Source organism: Saccharopolyspora sp. NPDC047091 (assembly GCF_040643635.1).
Taxonomy (GTDB): Bacteria; Actinomycetota; Actinomycetes; order Mycobacteriales; family Pseudonocardiaceae; genus Saccharopolyspora_C.
Genome location: NZ_JBEYUS010000051.1, coordinates 1 through 23466, shown reverse-complemented (window position 1 = coordinate 23466; position 23466 = coordinate 1). Strand labels below are relative to the sequence as shown.

19 protein-coding genes are annotated in these 23466 nt (G+C 70.6%); 5 read left to right on the top strand and 14 right to left on the bottom strand.

Translation table 11 applies throughout. The annotated features are described in order from the left end of the window. Window positions 1-20: 20 nt before the first annotated feature. From ABZ805_RS20570 to ABZ805_RS20560, 3 genes are read left to right on the top strand one after another with little or no spacing between them, the layout of a single operon-like run. Window positions 21-1196 carry a Glu/Leu/Phe/Val dehydrogenase dimerization domain-containing protein gene (locus tag ABZ805_RS20570; protein ID WP_358442560.1) on the top strand — a complete coding sequence of 392 codons (1176 nt, stop codon included), beginning with the start codon at window positions 21-23 and terminating at the stop codon, window positions 1194-1196. A 5-nt stretch (window positions 1197-1201) separates the two neighbouring features. Beyond that, window positions 1202-2284 carry a LysR family transcriptional regulator gene (locus ABZ805_RS20565; RefSeq protein ID WP_358442557.1) on the top strand — a complete coding sequence of 361 codons (1083 nt, stop codon included), beginning with the start codon at window positions 1202-1204 and terminating at the stop codon, window positions 2282-2284. After that, the gene (locus ABZ805_RS20560) at window positions 2268-4475 is read left to right on the top strand and encodes a transketolase C-terminal domain-containing protein (RefSeq protein ID WP_358442555.1); all 2208 of its coding nucleotides are present in this window, start codon (window positions 2268-2270) and stop codon (window positions 4473-4475) included. Before ABZ805_RS20565 ends, ABZ805_RS20560 begins: the two co-directional genes overlap by 17 nt. Window positions 4476-4825: 350 nt before the next feature. On the opposite strand, the gene ABZ805_RS20555 is transcribed toward ABZ805_RS20560, so the two are convergent. The 7 genes from ABZ805_RS20555 to ABZ805_RS20525 form a co-directional block, all read right to left on the bottom strand. Then, window positions 4826-6214 (bottom strand): FAD-linked oxidase C-terminal domain-containing protein, encoded by a 1389-nt coding sequence (locus ABZ805_RS20555; protein WP_358442552.1) that lies wholly within the window; start codon window positions 6212-6214, stop codon window positions 4826-4828. A gap of 422 nt (window positions 6215-6636) precedes the next feature. Then, the gene (locus ABZ805_RS20550; protein ID WP_358442549.1) at window positions 6637-6828 is read right to left on the bottom strand and encodes a DUF397 domain-containing protein; all 192 of its coding nucleotides are present in this window, start codon (window positions 6826-6828) and stop codon (window positions 6637-6639) included. Window positions 6829-6991: 163 nt separating this feature from the next. Then, the gene (locus ABZ805_RS20545) at window positions 6992-7984 is read right to left on the bottom strand and encodes a phosphatidylinositol-specific phospholipase C (RefSeq protein ID WP_358442547.1); all 993 of its coding nucleotides are present in this window, start codon (window positions 7982-7984) and stop codon (window positions 6992-6994) included. Window positions 7985-8047: 63 nt separating this feature from the next. Next, window positions 8048-8233: a DUF397 domain-containing protein gene (locus ABZ805_RS20540; RefSeq protein WP_358442544.1), complete on the bottom strand. Its 186-nt coding sequence runs from the start codon at window positions 8231-8233 to the stop codon at window positions 8048-8050. 95 nt (window positions 8234-8328) lie between these two features. Next, on the bottom strand, window positions 8329-8514 hold the full coding sequence (locus ABZ805_RS20535; RefSeq protein WP_358442541.1) for a DUF397 domain-containing protein: 186 nt from the start codon (window positions 8512-8514) through the stop codon (window positions 8329-8331). Continuing rightward, a complete protein-coding gene (locus ABZ805_RS20530) occupies window positions 8514-8996 on the bottom strand; it encodes a DUF5753 domain-containing protein (RefSeq protein ID WP_358442538.1) in 483 nt (160 codons plus the stop codon). The genes ABZ805_RS20535 and ABZ805_RS20530 overlap by 1 nt, the downstream gene beginning before the upstream one ends. Beyond that, window positions 8891-9277: a helix-turn-helix transcriptional regulator gene (locus ABZ805_RS20525; protein ID WP_358442610.1), complete on the bottom strand. Its 387-nt coding sequence runs from the start codon at window positions 9275-9277 to the stop codon at window positions 8891-8893. The genes ABZ805_RS20530 and ABZ805_RS20525 overlap by 106 nt, the downstream gene beginning before the upstream one ends. Before the next feature lie 225 nt (window positions 9278-9502). On the opposite strand from ABZ805_RS20525, the gene ABZ805_RS20520 reads away from it, so the two are divergent. Together ABZ805_RS20520 and mmuM are read left to right on the top strand one after the other, a co-directional pair. Further along, on the top strand, window positions 9503-9727 hold the full coding sequence (locus ABZ805_RS20520) for a hypothetical protein (protein ID WP_358442536.1): 225 nt from the start codon (window positions 9503-9505) through the stop codon (window positions 9725-9727). A 54-nt stretch (window positions 9728-9781) separates the two neighbouring features. Next, complete coding sequence (mmuM, locus tag ABZ805_RS20515; RefSeq protein WP_358442533.1) at window positions 9782-10711, top strand: homocysteine S-methyltransferase; 930 nt, start codon at window positions 9782-9784, stop codon at window positions 10709-10711. Window positions 10712-11193: 482 nt separating this feature from the next. Here mmuM and ABZ805_RS20510 read toward each other — a convergent pair whose 3' ends face one another. The 7 genes from ABZ805_RS20510 to ABZ805_RS20480 all read right to left on the bottom strand — a co-directional run bounded on the left by ABZ805_RS20510 (window position 11194) and on the right by ABZ805_RS20480 (window position 23324). Beyond that, entirely contained in the window at window positions 11194-12087 is an 894-nt protein-coding gene (locus ABZ805_RS20510) for a mycobacterial-type methylenetetrahydrofolate reductase (RefSeq protein ID WP_358442530.1), read from the bottom strand. 222 nt (window positions 12088-12309) lie between these two features. After that, window positions 12310-13770 carry an adenosylhomocysteinase gene (gene ahcY / locus ABZ805_RS20505; protein WP_358442527.1) on the bottom strand — a complete coding sequence of 487 codons (1461 nt, stop codon included), beginning with the start codon at window positions 13768-13770 and terminating at the stop codon, window positions 12310-12312. Window positions 13771-13891: 121 nt separating this feature from the next. Then, window positions 13892-17485 (bottom strand): methionine synthase, encoded by a 3594-nt coding sequence (metH, locus tag ABZ805_RS20500; protein ID WP_358442524.1) that lies wholly within the window; start codon window positions 17483-17485, stop codon window positions 13892-13894. Window positions 17486-17585: 100 nt separating this feature from the next. Continuing rightward, a complete protein-coding gene (locus tag ABZ805_RS20495) occupies window positions 17586-18560 on the bottom strand; it encodes a carbohydrate kinase family protein (protein ID WP_358442521.1) in 975 nt (324 codons plus the stop codon). Between the two features lie 141 nt (window positions 18561-18701). Beyond that, window positions 18702-19904, bottom strand: coding sequence for a methionine adenosyltransferase (gene metK, locus ABZ805_RS20490; protein ID WP_358442519.1), 1203 nt, complete (start codon window positions 19902-19904; stop codon window positions 18702-18704). A gap of 132 nt (window positions 19905-20036) precedes the next feature. Beyond that, window positions 20037-21746: a methyltransferase domain-containing protein gene (locus tag ABZ805_RS20485; RefSeq protein WP_358442516.1), complete on the bottom strand. Its 1710-nt coding sequence runs from the start codon at window positions 21744-21746 to the stop codon at window positions 20037-20039. 930 nt (window positions 21747-22676) lie between these two features. Beyond that, window positions 22677-23324 carry an MSMEG_1061 family FMN-dependent PPOX-type flavoprotein gene (locus tag ABZ805_RS20480; RefSeq protein ID WP_358442513.1) on the bottom strand — a complete coding sequence of 216 codons (648 nt, stop codon included), beginning with the start codon at window positions 23322-23324 and terminating at the stop codon, window positions 22677-22679. Between the last annotated feature and the right edge of the window lie 142 nt (window positions 23325-23466).

Here is a 23466-nt window from a genome sequence, read left to right as displayed (position 1 = left end):
ACATCCCGCTGGAGGCAGCCGTGAACGATCCGTTGCAGTCGATCGACGAATGGGGACCGGAGAAGATCGTCTGCGTCTCCGACTCCCGCACCGGGATGCGCGGGGTGCTCGTGGTGGACAACACCGCCCGCGGCACCGGGAAGGGCGGCATCCGGATGAGCCCCGCCGTGACGGTCACCGAGATCGCGCGGCTCGCCAGGGTGATGACGTGGAAGTGGGCCGCGGCCGACCTGTTCCACGGCGGCGCGAAGGCCGGCATCGTGGCGGACCCGTCCGGGCCGGACAAGGAACGCGTGGTGCGCGCGTTCGCCCGCAAGCTCGCCGACCAGATCCCCGCCAGCTACGTGGCAGGCCTGGACATGGGCATGACCGAGCGGGACGCCGCGATCATCCAGGACGAGCTCGGCGACCGCGGTGCCGCCGTCGGGGTGCCCGAGGTGCTGGGCGGGGTGCCCTACGACGAGCTCGGCGTCACCGGGCACGGCGTCGTCGCGGCCCTCGACGCGGCGCTCGCGCTGCGCGGACAGCCGCTCGCCGGGGCGCGGGTGGCGATCCAGGGCTTCGGCGCGGTCGGCGCCGCCGCGGCCCGCCGGTTGCACGAACTCGGCGCGCAGGTGGTCGCGCTGTCCACGGTGGACGGCGGGGTGCACGACCCGGACGGGCTGGACGTGCCGTGGTGGCTGGCGCGGCGCGCCGAGCAGGGCGATAGGTGCGTGCTCGACGCCCCCGCGGTCAAGCGGCTGGACCGCGGCGCCGAGCTGCTCGTCGACTGCGACGTCCTGGTGCCCGCCGCCGGGCAGGACGTGCTCGGCGAGGGGCTCGCCGCCGAGGTCCGCGCCGGGCTCGTGGTCGAGGGCGCCAACCTGCCGACCACGCCCGGCGGCCGCGCGGTGCTGGCGGAGCGCGGGATCACCGTGGTGCCCGACTTCATCGCCAACGCCGGGGGCGCCATCGCCGCCGGGTTCGCGATGGACGCGCGCCGCTCCGCGTTCCGGCCCGCCGCGGACCGGATCCTCGACGAGGTCGCCGAACGCTGCCGGAACAACGCCGCGCTCGTGCTGCGCTCCGCCCAGGACCGCGGCGTCGATCCGCGCACCGCCGCGCTCGACCTCGCCCAGGACCGGGTGCGAGCGGCGATGGAGCTGCGCGGGCGGTCCGCGCGGGTCGAGCCGGAACCGATCGGGGCGGGTGGCTGATCGCGGTGCTCAACCCGATCCACCTGCGAACCCTGCAGGAATGCGTGCGCACCGGCTCCTTCGCGGAGGCGGGCCGGGTGCTGGGCTACACCGCTTCGGCGGTGTCCCAGCAGATGGCGCTGCTCGAACGCGCCGTCGGGGCGCCGCTGTTCGAGCGCTCGGCGCGCAGCGCCCGCTGCACCGCGCTCGCCGTCCGGCTCACCGAACGCAGCCGCGACGCGCTGGGGGCGCTGGAATCCCTCGAACGCGAGGTGCGGGCGATGGTCAGCGGCGAGGAGGGCAGCCTGCGGCTCGCCGGGTTCGCCACCGCCAACGCCCGCATCCTGCCGGGCGTGCTGGCGTCGGTGCTCGAACGGCGCCCGCACGCGGAACTGCAGCTCGACGAGGGCGAGCCGGACGAGGTGGTGGACAGCGTCCTCGACGGCGTCCTCGACGCCGCGGTGGTGTTCGAGTACGACCTGGACCCGCGCCAGTGGCCGCCGGAACTGCGGGTGGACGAGGTGGTGGCCGAGCCGATGCGGCTGGTGCTGCCCGCCGGGCACCGGCTGACGGCCGCGGCGGAGATTCCGCTGCACGAACTGGCGGACGAACCGTGGATCTGCACCCGCCGGGACACCTCGGGGGCCCGTTCCCTGGTGCGGCTGGCGGCCGCCAGCGGGTTCGTCCCGCGGATCACGTTCCGCAGCAACGACTACTCGGTGATCCGGGACCTGGTGGCCCGCGGCATGGGCGTGGCGATGTTGCCCGGCCTCGCGCTCGGTGCGGCCTCGGTGCGCATCACCCGCATCGCCGGACGGCAGCCGCAGCGGCGGGTGCGGGTGCTGTACCGCAAGGAGAACACCAACCCGCTGCTGCCGATCGCGCTGGACTGCCTGCACCGGGCAGGCGCGGAGCTCACCGAGCGCTGGGCGGGCGAAGGCGCATTCCCCGTGTGGCCCGAAGGCGCGGAACCCGGGCTGGAACCCGGCGTCCCGCCGGACGGGCCGGTCGACCTGCGGTGGCACGGCACCGAACCGGTGGCGGGCACCGATGCCGGGCCCGTGGTCGGTGCGAGCGCGGAACGGAGTGATCATGAACCCCGACGGTGAACCGGTCGAGCAGATCGACGAGGACTTCCGCACCGCGGTCGCGGCACTCCCGCCGGGCGGCCCGTCCTCCCCCGGTGCGGGACCGGCGTCGGACGCCGCGTTGCTGGGCCTGTTCGACGCGCAGGCGGGCAGCAGGCACCTGGACTTCGCCGCGCGCTCGCTGGGACGCCGCAAGCTCGGCTTCTACAGCATCGGTTCCAGCGGGCACGAATCGAACGCCGCGGTCGCGGCGGCGCTGCGCCCGACCGATCCGGCGCTGCTGCACTACCGGTCCGGGGCGTTCTACCTGCGCCGTGCCGCGCAGGTGCCGGGGCACGACGCGCTGCGGGACGTGCTGCTCGGCGTCGTCGCCTCCGCGGAGGAACCGATCTCGGCGGGCAGGCACAAGGTCTTCGGGCACGGCGAACTGGGGATCGTCCCGCAGACCTCGACGATCGCCTCGCACCTGCCACGGGCCACGGGGCTGGCGTTCGCACTGGGCCGCGCCGAGCGGCTCGGGGTGGGTTCCGAGTGGCCGGCGGACTCGGTGGTGGTGAGCAGCTTCGGCGACGCCTCCGCGAACCACTCCACCGCGCTCGGCGCGATCAACGCCGCCGCGCACACCGCGCACCAGGGCCTGCCGGTGCCGCTGCTGCTGGTGTGCGAGGACAACGGGCTCGGCATCAGCGTGCGCACCCCGCCGGACTGGATCGCCGCGGCACGGCACCCGGCGCTGCGCTACTCCACTTCGGACGGTGCCGATCCGGTGCGCTGCCTGGAGATCGCGGCCGAGCTCGCGGACTGGGTGCGGGTGAACCGACGTCCCGCGCTGCTGCACCTGCGCACCGTCCGGCTGATGGGGCACGCCGGTTCCGACGTCGAATCGGGCTACCGCACCAGGTCCGAGATCCTCGCCGACCACGCGCGGGATCCGCTGCTGGCCACCGCCGTCGAGTTGGTGCGCCGCGGCGTCCTCTCCCCGGACGCGGTGCTCGGGCGCTACGAGGCCGCGCGCACCGAGGTCGCCCGCACCGCCGAGCAGGTGCTGTCCCGGCCGAAGCTCGCCGACCGGGCCGAGGTGATGGCCGCGATCGCCCCGGCGCACCCGGCCGCGGTGCGGGACCGGGCGACCCGTGTCGAGCCGGGGCGCGCGGCGCACTTCGGCACCGCGCCACCGGAATCGGAAGGGCCGCTCACCCTCGCCGAGTCGATCAACCGCGGGCTGGCGGACGCGCTGGCCGGCGACCCCGGGGTGCTGGTGTTCGGCGAGGACGTCGGGGCCAAGGGCGGGGTGTACGGCGTGACGCGGGGGCTGCGCCGCGCCTTCGGCGGGCTGCGCGTGTTCGACACCCTGCTCGACGAGCAGAGCATCCTCGGCACGGCGCTCGGCAGCGGGCTGGCGGGGATGCTGCCGATCCCGGAGATCCAGTACCTCGCCTACCTGCACAACGCGGCGGACCAGCTGCGGGGCGAGGCGGCGACGCTGGGGTTCTTCTCCGACGGCAGGTTCCGCAACCCGATGGTGGTGCGCATCGCGGGCTACGGCTACCAGAAGGGGTTCGGCGGCCACTTCCACAACGACAACTCGGTGGCGGCGCTGCGCGACATCCCCGGCCTGGTGGTGGCCTCCCCGTCCCGGCCGGAGGACGCCGCGGCGATGCTGCGCACCTGCGTGGCGGCGGCCCGCGAGGACGGGCGGGTGTGCGCATTCCTCGAACCGATCGCGCTCTACCACGAGCGCGACCTGCACGAGCCCGGCGACGACGGCTGGCGCGCCCGCTACCCGGCACCGGCCGAGGAGCACGTGCCGATCGGCCGGGCCCGCACGCACGGCGACGGCGGGGAACTGACGCTCGTGACATTCGGAAACGGGCTGCCCCGATGTCTGCGGGTGGCACGGCGGCTGCGCCGCGAGGGTGCCGGGGTGCGGGTGCTGGACCTGCGTTGGCTGAGCCCGCTGCCGGCCGCGGACCTGCTCGCCGCCGCCCGGGCGACCGGGCGGGTGCTGGTGGTCGACGAGACCCGGCGCAGCGGGGGCGTCTCCGAACCGGTGGTGACCGCGCTCGTCGACGGCGGCTTCACCGGTCCGATCGCCCGGGTGACCAGTGCGGACAGCTTCATCCCGCTCGGCGCCGCCGCGGGGCACGTGCTGCTGGACGAACGGACCGTGGAGGACGCCGCCCGCGATCTGCTCCGGAAGCGGCCGAGGTGATCACCCGCGCCCGCACCGGCAGAAGACCCGCGCTACGGCAGAAGATGAGCGCGGTCCGACCGAGCGGCCGAGGCCGGACCTCGCCCACAGCACGGCCACCGTCCCGACGAGCACGACCACAACCCGCGCGCACCGCCGAGCTCCGAACCCGCGCAGCGTTCTCGTCCGATTCAGGTCAGCGGCGAAGCGCTGAGCAACGACCCCGCACGCAACCTCCGCTGCCGCGGGTTCTCAGCGGAATTCTCGCAAGGACACTGCTGCTGTGGCGGAGTGACCCGGTGAGAACGATCCCGCAGCGAGGGAACCGCTGAGGTTCCGCCACCCGCCCCCGCTCGGAGCGAGCGAGCGGCTCAATCCGTGCCGAAGACCTTGCCCGGGTTGAAGATCCCCGCCGGGTCGAGGCCGTTCTTCACCGCGTGGTGCATGCCGACGACGGTGGGCCCGAGCTCGTCGTGCAAGCCCGCCCGCTTGAGCAGCCCGATGCCGTGCTCGCCGCTGACCGTGCCGCCGAGGGCGATGGCGTCGGCGACGATGTCGTCGAACGCGCGCTGCGCCCGAGTCCGCGCCGCATCGTCCCCGGCCGGGGTGATGATCAGCGGGTGCAGGTTGCCGTCCCCGGCGTGCGCGATGTTCGCGATGAGCGTGTCGTGCCGCTGCGCGGCCGCCTCGACCTTCGCCAGCATGTCCGGCACCAGGGCGCGCGGCACGCACACGTCTTCGGTGAGCAGCGGGCCGAGCCGTTCCAGCGCCGGGTAGGCCAGCCTGCGCGCGGCGAACAGGGCGTCGGCCTCGTGCTGGTCGGTGGAGGCGGCGCTGAAGGTGGCTCCGCCCTTCTCGAAGCACTCGACGAGCGCGGCGACCTCCTGCTCACCAGCTTCACCGGGGGTGTCGGAACGGCCGAGCAGCAGCACTTCGGCTTCGTCGCTGAGCCCCATGTTCTTCCACTGGTCCACGGCGCGCAGGCAGTGCCGGTCGAGCAGTTCCAGCGCGGACGGCACCACCCCGGAGGCGGCGACGGCGGCCACGGCCTCTCCGGCGGCGACGAGCGAGTCGAAGTAGCCGACGACGGTGCGTTCCGGGGCGCGCACACCGGGCAGCAGCTTCACGGTGATCTCGGTGATGATGCCGAGGGTGCCTTCGGAGCCGACGAACAGCCCGCACAGGTCGTAGCCGGTGACGCCCTTCGCGGTGCGCCGCCCGAGCCGCACGACCTCGCCGCTGCCGACGACGGCTTCGAGGCCGAGCACGTAGTCCCGGGTGACGCCGTACTTCACGCAGCACACGCCACCGGCGTTGGTGGCGACGTTGCCGCCGATGGTCGACCAGGGCGAGCTGGCCGGGTCCGGCGGGTACCAGGCGCCGTGCTCGCGGCAGGCGGCCCGGAAGTCGTCGTTGACGACGCCGGGCTGGGTGACGGCGAGCTGTTCCCGCGGGTTGATCTCGAGGATCCGGTTCATCCGCTCGAAGGAGATCAGCACGCAGCCGTCGAGGGCGTTCGCACCGCCGGAGAGGCCGGTGCCCGCGCCGCGCGGCACCACGGGGACGCCGAGTTCGTGGCAGACCTGCACGACGGCGACGACGTCGTCGGTGCTCTCCGGCCGCACCACGGCGGCGGGGGTGCCGTGCGGGGCCCACTCGGCCTCGTCGTGGGCGTAGCGGCCGACGGAGTCCGGGTCGGTCACCAACCGCTGTTCCGGTACCCGTGCCCGCAGCGCCGCGAGCGTGCTCTCCGTGTCCATCACGCCTCCGTTCTCACCTGACTTCCCCCACGTTAACCCGGTGCAGCGACACCACCCAGCACCGTTCCGGAAAACGCGATCATGGTCTCCCCACGGCCGTCGCCTCATCCCGCCGCAGGTGAGCGACTCGCCCGCACGCTCCCCGAGCCGGACCGACCGTCCTTCGAGTCGGACCGACGGTTCCTCGCCCCGAGCCCGAGCGATGGTCCCTCGCCCCCAGCCCGACCGGCCGTGCACCGTGCCCGGCCGATGGTCTCTCCGGCCCGACCGACCGTGCACCGAACCCGGCCGATGGTCTCCCCAGCCCGACCGGCCGTGCACCTGACCACCGCGCGCCAGCACCGGGCGAACGGCCCATCGGACCGTTGCCTGCGGCGACCGGGTCGCTCACCTGGGGTGGCGCGGTGGTTGCGGCGGTCGGGTCAGGGGTGGTGGCGCCAGTGATCGGAGCCGACGAGGTCCAGGAACCCTCGCCAGCGTTCCGGGGAGACCCGCAGCCGCGCGCCGTGCGGCTGCTTGGAATCGCGGATGAGGGTGACATCAGCGCAGCGCGCGACCTCGATGCAGTTGCCGACCGAGCCGCTGCGGCTGCTGCGAAGCCATTTCTCGGGCATGCCGGCCCTCTCTGCTGGAGGCGGGTGACACGTCCATCTTCGTTGCTGCGACGGCGGATTCCAGTGGGCACCTGCAGTAACACCGCACGGCGAGCGATCATGCGTGCTGCCCCGTTCGCGCGGCGCGTGCGCGCGAACGAGGCAGTCGGGCGCAGCGGCCGCGTCAGGAGTTGCGGTCGATGATCCGGTCGATGAGCTCCCCGCCGGGGAAGTCCATCAGCACGACCCCGGTGCGCGGCACGTCGTTGTCCGCGAGGTGGCCGAGCGCGTGGTCGTTGACGCCGCGGATGTCGCCGGTGCCGCAGGCCACGGTCTTCGGGTTGGCGCCGAGGCTGGATCCGCTGCTGAAGTTCCAGAACATCTCACCGGAGTCGGCGTCGTTCGTCTTGTCCCAGTGGTCGCGCACGTGGTTCCACTTGGTCTCGATGTCGCCGATGGTGGGCACCTGGTACTCGTCCTGGACGTAGTCGCCCCAGTTGTCGTTGGTGAACTGGGACAGCCCGTACCCGTCGACGAGCCCGCCCTGCGCTTCCTGCAGCGAGCCGAGCACGATCTTGCCGCGCACCGAACCGAGGTCGGGCATGCCGTCGTCGGCGGGGTTGAGCAGCCGCCCGCCGTTCGGGTCGTTGTCCCGGTACCAGTCGAGGATCTCGGCGGTGTCCTTGCTGCTGTTCTCGTCGGTGCAGGACCCGATGTCGCCGGTGCACTCGGCCTTGAGCCGCAGCACGATCGTCTCGCCGGGGTGCGCGGCGAGGAAACCGTCGGCCTTGGCGAGCACGTCGGCGAAGTTGGCGTTCTGGTAGAAGGTGCCGTGGTGGATGGTGAACAGGTCGTCCACCTTCCGCACCCGGATGTCGATGGCGCGGACCCCGGCGTCGAGCTGCGCGGTGAGCGTTTCCGCGCTGTCGCCGTGGTCCTCCTGGGTCTGGGTGATGTCCCCGCCGTGCAGCGAGAGCGTGTCGTGGGTGCCGGGGATGGACAGCGCGGCGAGGCTGGTGTCGTCGGGCAGCGCACCCATCCAGTCCGGGTGCGAGGCGTCGGTGAGGGATTCGCAGTAGGCCGTGGCGGCCTGCGCGGTCCCCGCGGGCACGAGGGTCACGGCGAGCGCCGCGGCGAACGTGACGGCGATCCGGGCGGTGGTCGAGGCGGTGGTCATGCGGCGATGATCGCGCCGCCACCGCTGCTCCCGGTCCCTCCTGGCGACATCCCGCCAGGCCGTTCACCCGCCGAAGCGCCCGCTCACCACCGAGGTCAGGAATCCACGCCACCGCGCCGCCGGAATCCGCAGCCACGCCCCGCCGGGTTCCTTGGAGTCCCGCACGACCGCCTCGGCAGGCTCGGCCGCCACCTCGACGCAGTCACCGTTCGATCCGCTGTGACTGCTCTTCCGCCAACGGTGTGCCATCGGACAACCCCTCCTCGCTGGATGAGATCAACTCGGCGGATCGGTCGCCGTTCAACACGACATCTTCGACGTCGAGCAGACCAGCCGGAAAGGGCTCACCCGCCGAAGCGCCCGCTCACCACCGCAGTCAGGAATCCACGCCACCGCGCCGCCGGAATCCGCAGCCACGCCCCGCCGGGTTCCTTGGAGTCCCGCACCCGGGTCTCGGCGGGGGCGATGGCCACTTCGACGCAGTTGCCGTTGGAGCCGCTACGGGTGCTCTTGCGCCACACCTCAGCCATCAGACTTCGCCCAGTTCCTCGCAGATCCGCCGGATGAGCTTCGCAGAGCTCTGCTCGCACAGCGCTTTCGAGTCGATATCTTCCACTCCGCGGATGAAGGGTTCAACGTCCTGGGGACGAGTCAGGAAGAGCCCGACCCGACGCGCTTCGACGTACACGTGGGGTTCGCGCGCCGGGAACTCGAGCACGACGAAAGCACCGTCCAGACCGGCGTGGATCCCCGCATCGCGCGGCACGACCTGAATTCGGACTCGCGGGTTCTCCTGCACCCGGTTCAGGCGCTCGAGCTGGTGGCGGGTGGCCGTATTCCCGCCGATCACTCGGCGCAGCGCGAACTCGTCGACGAGGAAGCGGACCGACGGGCCGTCCGGCCGGGTCAACAACGCCTGCCGGGCCGGCCTCGTCGACAGCAGCCATTCGGCATCGTTCCCGGTTCCGATGACGGCGCGGGCGTACTCGGGTGTCTGCAGCAGTCCCGGCACACCAGCCCGAGGGAGACATCGGTGATCTCCGAAGCCCTCGTCTCCAGCGCCACCAAACTGGTGATCTGCTGCGCGGTCGCGGGTCCGGTCGCCAACCAGGCGGTGCTGAAGTCGGTGCCGTCCACCTGCTCGATCAGCTGGTCGCGGCGCCTTCCGATGATGCCGTACACGGCGCACAGGGCGATGACCTCTTCCGGCTCCGGTGTCCGCGTCCCGAGTTCGGTGCGGGCGATGGAGGTGTGCGAGACACCGATCCGTTCGGCCACCGATCGGGTGGACATCCGGCATTCCTCGCGGGCCTTGCGCAGATCCGCGCCCAGCCCCACCTGACGCACCTTGCTCCCCCGCCGCACCGGCCTACCTCCGATTCCGCGCATTCCGTTGGCACACTTCGTGAAACAGCTGATACACCCGCGATTCCCACCCCGATTCGCAACCGGTTGCCGTGCCGGCCGGAAGCCTTCCAGCGTGCGCTTCACGCAATCGGTTGATCATGAGGAGCGGACGTGGCGAACGAGGGATGGCGCATTCCGGCAGGGGTGGATCCGGCGAGCGCGGAGGTGGTGCTGAGCGTCGCGACACCGCGTTCGGTGGCGCTGTGGCAGGGGGAGGCGGCGATCGAGCTGACCACGGCGCAGCTCGGTGAGCCGGCCGACCGAGCGTTCTACCTGCACGAGCTGATGCGCGCCGAGCAGTCCGACGTGGCGGAGGGGTTGCAGCCCACCTGGTGAGAGGCACGGCGTGGGCGGCGGGAGGACCAGCGCCGGAAGGATTACCTTGCCCGTATGGGTGTCGGGGTGGACGAGCTGGTCGCGGACGGCCCGCGGATCTTGGACGGCGGGCTGGCGACGGCGCTGGAGGCGCGGGGCGCGGACCTGTCCGGCGGGTTGTGGTCGGCGCGCTACCTGGTGGACGCGCCGGAGGACATCGTGGCCACGCACGAGGACTTCTTCGCCGCGGGGGCGGAGGTCGCGAAGTCCGCCGGGTACCAGGCGAGCTTCGAGGGTTTCGCGGCGCACGGCATCGGCCGGGAGCAGGCGGCCGAGCTGATGCGGCGCAGCGTGGAGCTCGCGCAGGAGGCCGCGCACCTGGCGCCGGTGCCGGAGCGGGTCGGCAAGACCGCGGCGCACCGCACCGGCCGGTTCGTGGCCGCCTCGGTGGGACCGTACGGGGCGATGCTGGCGGACGGTTCCGAGTACCGCGGCCGCTACGGGCTGGGGCACCGGGAGCTGGTGGCGTTCCACCGCAGGCGGATGGAGGTCTTCGCCGAGGCCGCGCCGGACCTGTTCGCCCTGGAGACGGTGCCGGACGCCGACGAGGCGGCGGCGCAGCTGGAGGCGCTGGACGGGCTGGGCGTCCCGGCGTGGTTGTCGTACACGATCTCCGGGGAGCGGACCCGCGCCGGCCAGTCCCTGGAGGAGGCGTTCGCGGTCGTGGCGGGCCGGGACGACGTGCTCGCGGTCGGGGTGAACTGCTGCTCCCCCGCCGACGCGACGCGCGCGGTGCCGGTGGCGCGGGAGGTCACCGGCAAACCGGTGGTGGTGTACCCGAACAGCGGTGAGGGCTGGGACGCGGTGCACCAGCGGTGGACCGGCACCTCCCGGTTCGACCCGGCGCTGGTGGGCCGGTGGGTCGCCGACGGGGCCGCGCTGGTCGGCGGCTGCTGCCGGGTGGCGCCCGCGGACATCGCGGCGATCGCCGGTCACCTGCGCTGAACGAGAACGGGCCGCCCGGCCCAAGGGAGTGGCCGGGCGGCCCGTTCGGTGCGCGGCGCCGAACGCCGGTCCCGGAGTGGCGCACGACCAGGCATCAAGCCCGCGCCACCGTTCTCGTCCGTTGCCCCGTCAGCGGCGAAGCAGCTGAACCAGCGACCGCCGGAGCGGCAAGACCACCCGCCGGTTCTCGACATCCTCCCCGCGCGGACGGCGTTTCTCCGTTGCGGCGGAGTGAACGATCACAGCGCGAGGACGACGCCGACACCTGCCTTCGAACCCGCCCGGCGGGTCGTGCCCGTGCCTGGGCAGCGGCGAAGCCGCTGAGCCGCCGACCACCAGAGCGACCGGACCACCCGCCGGGTTCTCAGCGCCCTGCTCGCGAGGACGGCGTTCCTCCCGTGGCGAAGCCACCGGTGACAACGATCCCGCGGCGAGGCGGACGCCGAGGTTCCGCCACCCGAGCACTGCGCTAGAAGGGAACCTCAGGCCGCCCGCTGGGCCGGGGCCCAGTAGTCGACCATCTCGGCGAACACCTCGAACGCGGGCTTCGAGTACCCGTACGGCGCTTCCAGGTGCAGGCTCAGCGGGAACCCGAGCCCGGCCACGCCGTCGATGACGCTCTTGTACAGGTCGAGCAGCTTGCGCTTGCGCTCCTCGAAGGACAGGCCGGTGATCGAGGCGACGAACCGCTGCTCGGCCTCCACCGCCGGATTGCCCGGGTCCTGGATGAGCCAGTCGATGAGCCCGCGCTTGGCCTCCACGCCCGGCACGAAGCCGAACGAGAGCAGGATCTCCGGCCGGTGCGGCGTCTTCTCGGCGAATTCCCGCAGGAAGCCGACGATGGCGTCCGAGTACAGCAGCTGCGTCATGCCGTAGTTCGCGCCGCGCTCGCACTTGAAGTTGAACCGGCCGTGCTCGCCCTCGCGGGTCGGGATGAGGATGGAACCGCGGTTCGGCACCACGTCCTGGAACTTGGCGAGCGCGTCGGTGGGCGGCACCCCGCCGCCCTCTCCGTCGGACATGGTGCGGGGCACGCCGACGAACGCGATGCCCTCCATGCCCGCCTTGCGCAGGTCCACCAGCCGGTCGCCGAGCTGCTGCTCGTCGAGGAAGGCGGTGACCTGGGTGCACAGCCCCTTCACATCGCCGATCTCGGGGCGCACCGCGTTCCAGAAGTCGATGACGTCCATCTTCGGCTTCATCTCGATCGGACGGTCGTCGTCCTCGGCGATGATGCCCGGGATCATCAGGTGCCCGATGCGGTCGGCGAGCCCGGCGGCGCGGCTGTTCTCGGCCACCTTGCGGCCTTCCGCCACGGCCTTCTCGTGTCCACCGTCGAGGTCGGGCGGTGCCAGTTCGAGTGCGATCGTGTCCATGTCGGCCTCAGGCCTTCCTTCCTCGCCGGTCCTCGCGAACCGCCCGGCCCTGTCGGAGGCCGGGCGCGTTCGGACCGCGCGACCGGAAATCGGGTTCGAGGGACGGGAGCGGGAGGGCACCGACCCCTCGACGGGTCTTGTCGTGGCAGGCGGGGGCCGCCACCGCCCGGGACGAGGTCCGGGCGGTGGCGCCCACGCGGGGCTGGTCCGCGGTGCGGCGGATCAGTACCGGTAGTGCTCCGGCTTGTACGGGCCGTCCACGTCGACACCGATGTACTCGGCCTGCGCCTTGGTCAGCGTGGTGAGCTTGACGCCGAGGGCGTCCAGGTGCAGCCGGGCGACCTTCTCGTCCAGGTGCTTCGGCAGCACGAAGACGTCCTTGGCGTACTCGCCGGGCTTCGTCCACAGCTCGATCTGCGCCAGGGTCTGGTTGGTGAACGAGTTGGACATGACGAAGCTCGGGTGCCCGGTGGCGTTGCCCAGGTTGAGCAGCCGGCCCTCGGACAGCACCAGGATGGAGTGGCCGTCGGCGAAGGTGAACTCGTGCACCTGCGGCTTGATCTCGACCTTCTTGATGCCCGGGGTCTTCTCCAGGCCGGCCATGTCGATCTCGTTGTCGAAGTGGCCGATGTTGCCCACGATGGCCTGGTGCTTCATCTTCGCCATGTGGTCGGCGGTGATGATGTTGAAGTTGCCGGTCGTGGTGACGAAGATGTCGGCGATCTCGACGACGTCGTCGAGGGTCTTGACCTCGTAGCCCTCCATCGCCGCCTGCAGCGCGCAGATCGGGTCGATCTCGGTGATGATCACCCGGGCGCCCTGGCCGCGCAGCGAGTCCGCGGAGCCCTTGCCGACGTCGCCGAACCCGGCGATCACGGCGACCTTGCCGCCGATGAGCGTGTCGGTGGCGCGGTTGATGCCGTCGACCAGGGAGTGGCGGCAGCCGTACTTGTTGTCGAACTTCGACTTGGTGACCGAGTCGTTGACGTTGATCGCCGGGAACAGCAGCTCACCGGTCTTCACCAGCTCGTAGAGCTTGTGCACGCCGGTGGTGGTCTCCTCGGTGACGCCCTTGATCTCGGCGGCGAGCTTGGTGAAGCGGTCCTTGCTCTTCGCCAGGCTGCCGCGCAGCGTCTCCAGGACGACCTTGAACTCGTCCGGGTCGTCCTCGGTGGCCTGCGGGACCGCACCGGCGGCCTCGAACTCGACGCCCTTGTGCACGAGCAGGGTGGCGTCGCCGCCGTCGTCGAGGATCATGTTGGCGACCTTGCCGTCGCCGAACTCCCACAGCTGGTCGGTGCACCACCAGTAGTCCTCGAGGGTCTCGCCCTTCCAGGCGAAGACCGGGACGCCCGCGGGCTTGTCCGGGGTGCCGTTCTTGCCGACGACGACCGCGGCCGCGGCCTCGTCCTGGGTGGAGAAGATGTTGCAGGACACCCAGCGCACCTCGGCGCCGAGCTCGACCAGGGTCTCGATGAGCACCGCGGTCTGCACGGTCATGTGCAGCGAACCCGCGATCCGGGCGCCCTTGAGCGGCTTGGAGTCCGCGTACTCCCGGCGAGTGGCCATCAGACCGGGCATCTCGTGCTCGGCCAGCCGGATCTGGTGCCTGCCGGCCTCGGCCAGGCTCAGGTCGGCGACGGCGAACTCGATGCCGTTGGCCTTCTGCAGCTTCGCGCTCATGATTTCCTTTCTAGAGTTCCCTGCTCGGGTTTCATCCCTGTCAGGGCGCTTTCCCTGCTCGGGTTTCCGCGGCACGCGCGCGGACCGGCGGTGATCAACCCTACGGCCCGCGCGGGCGGCCTCATGTGTTGAAGTACTTCGCCTCGGGGTGGTGGGCGATGATCGCGTCGGTGGACTGCTCCGGGTGCAGCTGGTACTCCTCGGACAGCTCCACGCCGATGCGCTCGCTCTCCAGCAGTTCGACGATCTTCGCGCGGTCCTCGATCTCGGGGCAGGCGCCGTAGCCGAACGAGTAGCGGGCACCGCGGTAGCCGAGCTTGAAGAACTCGGTCACGTCCGACGGGTCCTCTTCGGACACCGCGCGGCCGCTGGACCACAGCAGTTCCCGCCGCACCCGGCGGTGCCAGTACTCGGCGAGCGCCTCGGTCAGCTGCACGCCCATGCCGTGCACTTCCAGGTAGTCCCGGTACGAGTTCTTCGCGAACAGCTCGTTGGCGTAGTCGGCGATGGGCTGGCCCATGGTGACCAGCTGCATCGGCAGCACGTCGACCTGCCCGGTCTCCAGCGCCTTCTCCCTGGTGCGGAAGAAGTCGGCGAGGCTGAGCCTGCGGTCGCGCTGCTGGCGCGGGAACGTGAACCGGGCGCGTTCGGGGGCGTCGGGCTCCTCCTTGTCCAGCACGATCACCGAGTTGCCCTCGGTGACGACCGGGAAGTAGCCGTAGACGACCGCCGCGTGCTGCAGGATGCCCGCGGTGGCCAGCTCGTCCATCCAGTAGCGCAGCCGCGGCCTGCCCTCGGATTCGACGAGTTCCTCGTACGACGGCCCTTCGCCCTTGCGGGCGCCGCGCAGCCCCCACTGGCCGAAGAACGTGGCGCGCTCGTCGAGCAGCGCCAGGTAGTCGGCGGTGGGCACGCCCTTGATGACGCGCGATCCCCAGAACGGCGGGGTCGGCACCGGGGCGTCACCGTCCACATCGGACCGGATGGAGTCGTCGTAGAGGTCGGGCAGCGGACCCTGCTCGGCCTTGCGCTTCTCGGCGATGCGCTTGGAGCGCTCGTGGCGTTCCTTGCGCTCGGCCTTCTTCGCCTCCTCGGCCTCGCTGACCTCCGGGGAGTCGCCGCGCTTGATGGCCATCAGCCGGTCCATCAGGTTGAGGCCCTCGAAGGCGTCCTTCGCGTAGCGCACGTCGCCCTGGTACATCTCGTCCAGGTCGTTCTCCACGAACGAACGGGTCAGCGCCGCGCCGCCCAGCATCACCGGGTACTTGTCGGCGATGCCGCGCTCGTTCATCTCCTGCAGGTTGTCCTTCATGATCACGGTGGACTTCACCAGCAGGCCGGACATGCCGATCACGTCGACCTTGTTCTCGTCCGCCGCGTCCAGGATGGCGTTCACCGGCTGCTTGATGCCGATGTTCACCACGTCGTAGCCGTTGTTGGACACGATGATGTCGACGAGGTTCTTGCCGATGTCGTGCACGTCGCCCTTGACCGTGGCCAGCAGCAGCTTGCCCTTGCCGCCGGAGTCGTCCTTCTCCATGTGCGGTTCCAGGTAGGCGACCGCGGTCTTCATCGTCTCCGCGGACTGCAGCACGAACGGCAGCTGCATCTGCCCGGAGCCGAACAGGTCGCCGACGACCTTCATGCCCGCGAGCAGGTGCTCGTTGACGATCTGCAGCGGCGCCTTCTCCTGCATGGCGGCGTCGAGGTCGGCCTCCAGGCCGTTGCGCTCGCCGTCGACGATGCGCTTCTCCAGCCGCTCGAACAGCGGCAGCTTCGCCAGCTCCTCCGCCCGGGAGGCACCGGCCGAGGACGCGGTCTTGCCCTCGAACAGCTGCATCAGCTTCTGCAGCGGGTCGTAGTCCTCGGTGCGGCGGTCGTAGACGAGGTCCAGGGCGACCTGGCGCTGCTCGTCGTCGATCTTGCTCATCGGCAGGATCTTGGACGCGTTCAGGATCGCCGAGTCCAGGCCGGCTTCGCGGCACTCGTTGAGGAACACCGAGTTCAGCACCTGCCGCGCGGCCGGGTTCAGGCCGAACGACACGTTGGACAGGCCCAGCGTGGTCTGCACCCGCGGGTGGCGGCGCTTGAGCTCCCGGATGGCCTCGATGGTCTCGATGCCGTCCCGGCGGACCTCCTCCTGACCGGTGGTGATCGGGAAGACGAGGCAGTCGATGATGATCGCCGACTCGTCCAGGCCCCAGGTGCCGGTGATCTCGGCGATGAGGCGCTCGGCGATCCGCAGCTTCCACTCGGCGGTGCGGGCCTGGCCCTCCTCGTCGATGCACAGCGCGACGACGGTGGCGCCGTGCTCGCGCACCATCGCCATCACCTTCTGGAACCGCGAGTCCGGCCCGTCGCCGTCCTCGTAGTTCACCGAGTTCACCGCGCAGCGCCCGCCGAGGTGCTCCAGCCCGGCCTGCAGCACGGCGGCCTCCGTGGAGTCCACCATGATCGGCAGCGTGGAGGCGGTCGCCAGCCTGCTCGCCAGCTCCCGCATGTCCTCGGCGCCGTCGCGGCCCACGTAGTCCACGCACAGGTCGAGCATGTGCGCGCCCTCGCGGGTCTGGGCCTTCGCGATCTCCACGCAGTCCTCGTAGCGGCCCTCGAGCATCGCTTCGCGGAACTTCTTGGAGCCGTTGGTGTTGGTGCGCTCGCCGACGTTGAGGATGCTGGCGTCCTGCTCGAACGGCACCGACTGGTACACCGAGGACACCGCGGGGATCACCTCGGGGGTGCGCTCCACCGGGGTCAGCTCGGCGACCGCCTCGGAGACGGCCCGCACGTGGTCGCCGGTGGTGCCGCAGCAGCCGCCGACCAGCCGCGCGCCGAAGTCGGTGACGAACCCGGCCAGCGCCGTCGCCAGCTCGTCCGGCTGCAGCGGGTACACCGCGCCGTTCGGGCCGAGCTCGGGCAGGCCCGCGTTCGGCATCACCGAGATCGGGATCTGCGCGTGCTGGGCCAGCACCCGCAGGTGCTCGCTCATCTCGGCGGGGCCGGTGGCGCAGTTCATGCCGATCAGGTCGATGCCCAGCGGCTCCAGCGCGGTCAGCGCGGCGCCGATCTCGGAGCCGACCAGCATGGTGCCGGTCTGCTCGACGGTGACCTGCGCGATGATCGGCAGCCACCGGCCGGTCTGCTCCATCGCGCGCTTGGCGGCCACGATCGCCGCCTTGGTCTGCAGCAGGTCCTGGGAGGTCTCCACCAGCACCACGTCGATGCCGCCGTCGATCATGCCGAGCACGTTCTCGACGTACGCGTCGCGCAGGTCCGCGTACGGCGCGTGCCCCAGGGTGGGCAGCTTGGTGCCCGGCCCCATCGAGCCGAGCACGAACCGCGGCTTGTCCTTCGTGGCGTACTCGTCGGCGGCCTCGCGGGCCAGCCGGGCACCCTTCTCCGCGAGGTCGCGGATGCGCTCCGGGATGCCGTACTCGCCGAGGTTGGCGAGGTTCGTGCCGAAGGTGTTGGACTCGATCGCGTCCGAACCGGCCTCCAGGAAGCCCCGGTAGACCCCGGAGACCACGTCCGGCCGGGTCTCGTTCAGGATCTCGTTGCAGCCTTCGAGGTTCGCGAAGTCGTCCAACGACAGGTCGTAGCCCTGCAACGCGGTACCCATGCCGCCGTCCGCGACGAGCACGCGCTCGTTGAGCGCGGTCAAGAATCCGCTCGGATCACGCCCCGAGCCGTTGCCGCCGTTCGTGTTGACCCCATTCATCCAACTGCCTCTTCCCACGCTACCTGCGCCACGCCCGAACCCCAGTGTGCTCGCCGGGGCGGTGCCGGGAACCGCCGCCCCGGACACCGCCCCGGGGAACTCAACGCAGCTTCGAACCGATCTCGGCGGCGGCGGTGTCGCCGTACGCCTCACCGATGCGCGCGAGGAACGACTCGCGCTCGACGTCGTACTCCTGCGGCCCGTCCGTCTCCAGCGAGACGGTGGCCAGCGTGCAGCCCAGCTGCAGGGACCGCTCCACGCTCAGCTCGCCGGAGAGCCCGGCCAGGAAGCCGGCGCGCAGGGCGTCGCCGACACCGGTCGGGTCGCCCTTCTGCTTCTCCTTGGGCGGCTGGATCTCGAAGGTCGGGGCGTCGGCCGACTCGACCTTGAGGCCCTTGGCGCCCAGCGAGGTGACCCAGGCGCCGACCTCGGCCAGCACCTCGTCGTGGCTCCAGCCGGTGCTCTGCAGCAGCAGGCCGTGCTCGTACTCGTTGGTGAACAGGTACCGCGCGCCGCGGACCAGCTCGCGGACCGACTCGCCGTCCATCCGGGCCAGCTGCTGGCCGGGGTCGGCGAGGAACGAGTAACCGCGCTCCCGGCACTCCGCGGTGTACTTGACCATCGCGTCCGGGTCGTTCGCGGAGATCACCACGAGGTCCAGCCCACCCGCGCGGTCCGCGACGGACTTGAGCTCGATCTGCGCGGCCTCCGACATGGCGCCCGGGTAGAACGAGGCGATCTGGTTGAAGTCCTGGTCGGTGGTGCACAGGAACCGGGACGTGTGCTTGGTCTCGGACACGTGCACCGAAGCGGTGTCCACTCCGTGGCGTTCCAGCCACGCGCGGTACTCTTCGAAGTCCTGGCCGACGGCGCCGACCAGCAGCGAGGTGACTCCGAGCTTGCCGAGACCGAAGGTGATGTTCGCCGCGACCCCGCCGCGACGCACCTCCAGCTCGTCGACGAGGAAGGACAGGGACACCTGCTCCAGCTGGTCCGCGATCAGCTGCTCGGCGATCCTGCCCGGGAAGGACATCAGGTGGTCGGTGGCGATCGACCCGGTCACCGCAATCCGCACTGCAACAACTCCTTCTCGGCCGGCCGGCGACATCGTCGGCCACCGGCCTTGAGAACTTCTCGATTCCTGGGGCGCACCGGGCCGCGGGGCGCGGCAGTACCGCGCCCCGTGGCAGCCCGTGCGTTCGTCCGCACTAGTCGATCAGATGCCCGCTGCGCTCTTGAGCGCGGCGGCCCGATCGGTGTTCTCCCAGGGCAGGTCGACGTCGCTGCGGCCGAAGTGGCCGTAGGCGGCGGTCTGCGCGTAGATCGGGCGCAGCAGGTCCAGGTCCCGGATGATCGCCGCCGGACGCAGGTCGAACACCTCGTTGATCGCGGCCTGGATCTTGACCGGGTCGACGTTCTCGGTGCCGAAGGTCTCCACGAACAGCCCGACCGGAGCGGCCTTGCCGATCGCGTAGGCGACCTGCACCTCGATGCGCCCGGCCAGCCCGGCCGCCACCGCGTTCTTCGCCACCCAGCGGGTCGCGTAGGCCGCGGAGCGGTCCACCTTCGACGGGTCCTTGCCGGAGAAGGCACCGCCGCCGTGGCGGGCCATGCCGCCGTAGGTGTCGACGATGATCTTGCGGCCGGTCAGGCCCGCGTCGCCCATCGGACCGCCGACCACGAACCGGCCGGTCGGGTTGATCAGCAGGCGCAGGTCGGAGGTGTCCAGGCCGACGCGCTCCAGCTCGGGCGCGATGACCTTGTCGTTGATGTCCTTGGTCAGCGTCTTCTCGAGGTCGATGTCCTCGGCGTGCTGGGTGGACAGCACGACGGTGTCCAGCCGCACCGGCTGGTCCCCGGCGTACTCGATGGTCACCTGGGTCTTGCCGTCGGCCCGCAGGTACGGCAGCGTGCCGTCCTTGCGCACCTCGGTCAGCCGGCGGGAGAGCCGGTGCGCCAGCGTGATGGGCAGCGGCGCCAGCTCGTCGGTGTCGTTGCAGGCGTACCCGAACATCAGGCCCTGGTCGCCGGCACCCTGCTTGGCGATCTCGTCGATGACGCCCTCGACGCGGCTCTCGTGGGCGGTGTCCACGCCCTGGCCGATGTCGGGGGACTGCGCGCCGATCGCGATGTTCACGCCGCAGGAGTTGCCGTCGAAGCCCTTCGACGACGAGTCGTAACCGATCTCGAGGATCTTCTCCCGCACGATGGACGGGATGTCGACGTAGGCGTCGGTGGTGACCTCACCGGCCACGTGCACCTGGCCGGTCGTGACCAGGGTCTCCACCGCCACCCGGGAACGGGGGTCCTGGGCCAGCATCGCGTCCAGCACGGAGTCGCTGATCGCGTCGCAGATCTTGTCCGGGTGCCCCTCGGTCACGGACTCACTGGTGAACAACCTGCGGTTGATCTCACTCACGGCTCAACCTCACCTCTCAGCTTCTTTGGCTGCTTCGATCCTTGCGCACTCGTGACACGGATGTCATGAGTGTCCACTCACTGGCACCCCGCCGACCGGCCCAGCGGAGCCGACCGTACGCACGATTGATGATCATGCACGGGCGTGGATGATGCCCCATGCCAGGCTTCCTGCGTTCCCGGAGTCCACCCAGGCCCGCAGGCCTCGCTTCATCTTCGTGCGATATTCCTCACCGATGCGGTCGGACAGTTCGGACTCGCGGCTCTCCAGCACGTCCAGCACCCGCTGGTAGTGCACGGGCAGGTACGAGCTGAGGTCCTCGAAGTCGATCGTCTGGAGGCCCAGGCGGGCCAGTTCGCGCCGGTAGAAGCCGGGCGAACCCATAGTGTCCAGGTTCAGCCGATCCAGGATCGGACCCAGGTCCCGCTTGCGGGCCGTGTCGGCGGCCATCGGGTCGGTGAACACGAACGAACCGCCCTTGCTCAGCACCCGGGCCACCTCCTCCAGCACGCGCTCGCGGTCGCCGCTGTGCAGGATCGCGTCCTGGGACCACACCAGGTCGAAGGCGTTGTCCTGGAACGGGATGTCCTCGAAGGAGCCGTCCTTGACCTCGATGAGGTCGGCGAGTCCCGCGGCCTCGTTGAACTGGACGTTGCGGGCGTTCTCCACCTCGCTGAGGTTCAGGCACGCGACCTTGCAGCCGTAGGTCTTCGCCAGGTACCGGGCGGCACCGCCGTAGCCGGAGCCGATGTCGAGGATCCGGGTCTCCGGGGTGATCTCGACCTTGCTCGCCATGCGCTCCACGGTGCGCCGGGACGCGGCGTCGATGTCCTCGTCCGGGGTGTTGTAGAGGCCGACGTGGATGTCGTTGCCGCCCCACACGTGGTAGTAGAAATTGTCGGCATCCTCGGAATTGTAGTAATCCCGAGCGGTGTGCACCGCCGTGGAATACACGTCCGCCAATTGCTCCTCGGTCCGGTAGTTCTTCTCCGCCACGTGGATGAAGAAGTCCGGGTCCTGGTCCGCGTAGGTTTCCTGGAAATCGCCGTACGTGTCGATCCGCTGGAATCCGACTTCGCGCAGCAGTCGCCGCACGTAGTTCTTCCGCAACGGATACATGTTGAGGTAGAACTCGCTCTTGTCCGGGAAGGTGTACTTGAACCGGGCGAGCCCCTCGTCGACGTGGTCGGGCTCCGCGGAGACGTCGTCGCCCGCGTAGTAGTAGGTGTGCTTGCTGGAGAACCCGTCGTCCAGGATCGCGTCGTAGTTGCGCTGGTCGATGATCAACACGCCGTCGTGCTTGAGCATCGCGTAGAACTCGGCCAGCGCCTTGCGCCGGTCCCGCTCGGAGAACAGGTGCGTGAACGAGTTGCCCAGGCAGATGATGGCGTCGTACTCGCCGTGCACGTCGCGGTTCAGCCAGCGCCAGTCGGCGTGCACCACGCGCAGGATGTGCCCGCCGTAGGTCAGGCCGTTGCTGAACGCCTTGGCCAGCATCTGGGGGCTGCCGTCGGCGCTGACCGTCTCGAAGCCCTCCTCCAGCAGGCGCACCGAGTGGAACCCGGTGCCGGTGGCGACGTCCAGCACGGACTCGACACCACGGGCCTTGAGCTGGTCGATGAAGAAGCGGCCCTCGCTCTCGTAGCGCTTCTTCCAGTCGATCAGGTCGTCCCACTTGTCGACGAAGCCGCCGACGTACTCGTGGGTGTAATGGTCGGATTCGCGCACTTCCAACGGGTTGTCGCCGAAGACCTGCTCCTCGCGGGCCACCAGTTCGGCCGAGTCCTCGGCCGCTCCACCGCGTTCACCGTGCTGAGCCAGGTCGTCCACGCTCTTGGCCATGCTTCACTCCCACCACTCGCGTTGGTCATGCGCCTCATGCACCACTCAGTCCGCGCGAATCCGCCTCGTCGAGATCAACTCGCGGTCGTGCGGGGTCGCCGCTCGAATAAAGGCGACACCTACGCGCCGGCGTGGGCGGCCGAAGAATTCAGGCCGCGCACCTACGCCAGTCGTCGCACTCGGCCCGCTCCATTGCCGACCGGCGCTCGACGCGAAATCCGTGCGTCGAGTAACCAAACTATTCGAATGAGTTGCCGAAGCAAGCGTGCAGAGGTGTGACGCTGATCACGCCAATGGGATATAAGCGTGATTCGTCCCGTCACCCAGGGTAAAAATATGCGCTGCCACCAGCGATTTTTCTTCCCCATTTTGCGGCATGTCACGATCGCATAAGTGCACCGCAGCGCCGATGTGTGTAGTATCGCGTACGCAGCACTTACCACGACAACAGCGAATAGCGCAACCGCGAATGCCCACAAAACTTCGGCGGCGGGGCTCGCGGCGGGTACCGATTTCCCTTTTTACGCCGGTGACATCGGTCCGGGGAGCTCAGGATGTTACGATGCCAGCCCCCGCAGCGCTAGCCCCCGACACGGTTTTTCCGGATTTTCCGCACTCTCCGCGCTCGGCCCCCGCTCCGGTCCCCGCTCCACCGATCGGACCATCGCCGCAGCGCACACGCGCGCCGAGCCCGCCGGAGCCCCCATCCCCCGCCCGGCCGCCACCTGCTCGGCCGCGCAGCCCCGACCGCGGCCCGCACTCGCCGACCCACCGGCCGCGCACCGCGCGGGGGACGAATTCGACGAATTCTGAATTGATTCCCACGAATGGCGGCGGATTTCAGGCGGAGACATGACTCACCCGAATTCCGCCGCCCCGCGCAATGCGGTGCGCCCGCCTGGGCGCCGCCGGACGTGTCCGCGCCGGGCGTCAGTACTTCCGGAAGCGGGCGTCCAGCTTGAGCGCGGCGTTGAGCACCGACTCCGGCATCCGGCTGCCCGCCTGGCTCTTCGCGATGCGCCCCGCGCTCGGGACCGCGCCGCGCTCCGGCCAGCTCGCCGGATCCCACAGCGCGGAGCGCAGGAACGCCTTCGCGCAGTGCAGGTACAGCTCGTCGATGCGCACCCGGATCGCCAGGTCCGGGCGCTTGCCGTCCACCGCCAGCTCCGCCAGGTGCGGGCCGCCGCGCAGGATGGTGGCGGTGCCGTTCACCCGCATCGTGTCGTTCGAGCCGGGGACGAAGAACAGCATGCCCACCTGCGGGTGCCGCAGGACGTTGCGCAGGCTGTCCAGCCGCCGGTTCCCCTTGCGGTCGGCGAACACCAGGGCGCGCCCCTCGTCGACGACCAGCACGCCGCCGGGCGGATCACCGCGCGGCGAGACGTCCATCGAGCCGTCCGGGCACGTGGTGGCGAGCACGAAGAACGGGGACGCCCGCAGGAACAGCGCGGACTGCTCGTCGACGTGGTCGATCGCCTTCTCCGCGATGGCCCGGTGCGGCTCGGCGATGATCTCGCGCAGCTGCTCCTCGGAGCCCACCTCGTCCGAGTCCGCCTCGATGCCGTTGCGTCCGCTCACGTCGTCTCCCCAGTCGTCGGCGCGATCCCACCCCCGGGACCACTTGTTAGGTTACCCTAACTCACCGCGAGCGGGCCATGATCCGGCTCGACCGGGGGCCGCTCCGACCGGGCCGGGTGGAGCAGTCGGCCCGCCGCCGAAC